The organism is Frankia sp. CoBUL1 (assembly GCF_978021245.1).
On record NZ_CDXDOS010000354.1, the window covers coordinates 1 to 2776 of the forward strand.

Below are 2776 nucleotides of genomic sequence, written 5' to 3' on the forward strand. Positions count from 1 at the left end.
GGCGATCGCCAACGATGATCCAGCCCGACGGTAGATGATCGTCTCGACCGGGTCGGCGGTGAACAGCCGAGCGCTCGGATCGAGGTCTCCCCCGCCGGACAGCACGACCTTGATCGGCGTGGGCGGGCGTCCGGCCGCCTCTCGCCCCACCCGACGGTGCTGCGCGCGCACGGCGAGACGGGGATTGTCCCGCCGGACAGTGGCCGCGCCGACGAGGATCGCGTCACAGCCGGCACGCACCTCGTCCACCCGGTCGAGATCGGCGGCACTGGAGAGGATCAGCCGCTCAGCCGAGCTGTCGTCGATGTGCCCATCCAACGACATCGCGCAGCTGCAGATGACATACGGCCGGCCAGCAACAGCGCCTTGGCCCACGGTGTCATCGTCGACACGCCGGCTCGTTCCCATGACGACCATCATCCCAGACCCGACATGCCCGGCAGACCTGTCGGACCGTGGGACTACCGTCAACAGATGTGCGGATCGCGACGTGGAACATCAACTCTGCGAAGGCTCGGCAGGCCCGCCTGATCGAATGGCTCAACCGGGCCGAGCCGGATGTGGTGTGCCTGCAGGAGACGAAGCTGGCGGACGACGCCTTCCTGGAGCTGTTCGACGAGGATCTGTTTCGCCGGGGCTACCGGGTCGCCCATCACGGCGACGGCCGGTGGAACGGCGTGGCGATTCTGTCGCGGGATACCCTCGACGACGTCGCGCGGGGTCTTCCGGGCGATCCGGGCTTTCCCGGTCCCGAGCCTCGCGCCATCGCCGCGACCTGCGGCGGCATCCGGATCTGGTCGCTGTACGTGCCCAACGGCCGGACCATCGACGACCCTCATTACGCCTACAAGCTGGCCTGGCTCGCCGCGCTGCGCGAGGTGGTGGCCGAGGCCACGGCCCAGGGCGCGGTGATGACGTTGGGTGATTTCAACATCGCGCCAACGGACGTTGACGTCTGGGACATCACCCGGTTCGAGGGCGCCACCCACGTCACCCCGGCGGAACGCGCGGCACTCGCGGAACTCGTCGACGCCGGGCTCATCGATGTGCTGCGGGCCCGCTGGCCCGACGACGTCGTCTACACCTACTGGGACTACCGCCAGCTGTGTTTCCCGAAGAACCTCGGGATGCGCATCGACCTGGCTCTGGCGACCGCCGACGTGGCGGGCCGCGTGCGCGCGGTCTGGGTGGACCGGGCGGCCCGCAAAGGCGTCGGGACGAGCGACCACGCTCCCGTCATCGTCGATCTGGACACCGCGCCGGACGGCGACATCGGGCCGATGGTGCCGCCTCCGTCGAGTGGCAGCTCGGCCGGACAGTCCGCCCCGGGACGGGCCTCCTCCACCGGCACCGGACCGCGCCGCCGCTGAGCCGGGCGGTCCCGGCAGGATCGACCGGTCCAGCGGGGTAGGCCGCCCGGCGCGAGGGAACCGCTGCCCGGCGTGCGGACGTCGGCGTCCGCACGCCGGGTGCGGTTCTCAGACGGTGGAACCGGCCCCGGCCGGCGTGGCCGGCTCGGCGGACCGCGGCGTCGCGGACTCCGCTGATTCCGCCGGCATCCCCCCTCGACGACCTCGGCCGGCCGGGCGTCGCCGACGACCGGGGTGATCTCGATCCGGGTCGCCTTGGGCTCCGCCGCCGCGCCGACGAGACGGACCGTCAGGATGCCCCGGTCGTAAGTGGCCGAGATCCGCTGCGCCTCCACGCCCTCGGGAAGCCTGAACTCCCGGCGGTAGGAACCGTGCCAGCGCTCGCGGTGTACGCGACCGGCGTGCTCATTCTCGCTGCCGGCCGCACGCTTCCCGCGGACGACCAGGCGGCCCCGGTCGATCTCGACCGCGACGTCCCGCTCGACATCGACCCCGGGCAGCTCGAGGTTGATCAGTACATCCGCTCCCTCAGTAACCACATCAGCCGACGGGACGGCGAACTCGGTGACCGACGACCGTCCGGTAAGCATCGGACGCCGCGGGCCCCAGACACGCCGAACGATCTCGTCGAACTCCCGGTCCATACGCCCCAGCGAGGCAAACGGGTCCCACAGGTAGGTGCTCACGACGCTCCCCCTCCAAAAGATTGATCTTTCTAGGGCCGATCTCTGTACATCGATGCCGATCGGGACGCTCCCGCACCTCAGGCGCCCCCTGGGCGGATCACCTTCGGCTCGATTGCCTCCCGCTCTCACAGTTCGTGAGTCTAAGGCGCTCAACTTTGCTTTTGCAAGCGAGGGTAAGGAATTTGTTGAATGTGAGGCAGGACACCGAAACGGCGAACGGTCGCAGCGGCCGACCCCGGGCGGCCGGGCGGTGGGGCCTCGGCTCCGGCCCGCCGCGGCGGGCCTGATCGCTCGGAGCGAGAAGCCGGCGATCGTGCGGCCGCGAGCCGCCGCGGGCCGCCGTGACACCGGGCCGCCGGGCCGCCGGGCCGCCGCGGAATGGCGGCACCGGATCCGGGCACCATCAGCCGAACCGCCGACCCGGGATCAAATTAGTCCGGGATCACGGAAAATCGTTTGCGCCGTACATACCCGAAGCCCGATTACCACCGACAAACTACCCCTTGAGTGAGGGTTACCGGGAGTGACCACAAGATAGCCACAGCACCGTGGTATAAAGTCGCACGCGCCATACCGGACTGCGTGTTGGGGAGGCTGTTCGTGTACCACGAGCGAACGGTTGCAGCACCGTACGAGGCAGCACCGTACGAGATTGTTGGACGGAGTTACCACAAACGGCCTGTCCCATCGCGCAGCCGCCCGGCCCCGGCGCATCCGTGA

2 protein-coding genes and 1 pseudogene are annotated in these 2776 nt (G+C 69.5%); 1 reads left to right on the forward strand and 2 read right to left on the reverse strand.

Annotated elements, in window-relative coordinates; translation table 11 throughout:
* The coding region (locus AC08OX_RS16790) for a RibD family protein (protein WP_476608682.1) at positions 1-408 on the reverse strand (408 nt) is incomplete at its 3' end.
* Positions 409-476: 68 nt separating this feature from the next.
* On the opposite strand from AC08OX_RS16790, the gene AC08OX_RS16795 reads away from it, so the two are divergent.
* A complete protein-coding gene (locus tag AC08OX_RS16795; protein ID WP_476608683.1) occupies positions 477-1370 on the forward strand; it encodes an exodeoxyribonuclease III in 894 nt (297 codons plus the stop codon).
* Positions 1371-1666: 296 nt separating this feature from the next.
* On the opposite strand, the pseudogene AC08OX_RS16800 reads toward AC08OX_RS16795, so the two are convergent.
* A pseudogene (locus AC08OX_RS16800) lies at positions 1667-2014 on the reverse strand (Hsp20/alpha crystallin family protein); the annotation flags it as partial.
* Positions 2015-2776 lie beyond the last annotated feature (762 nt).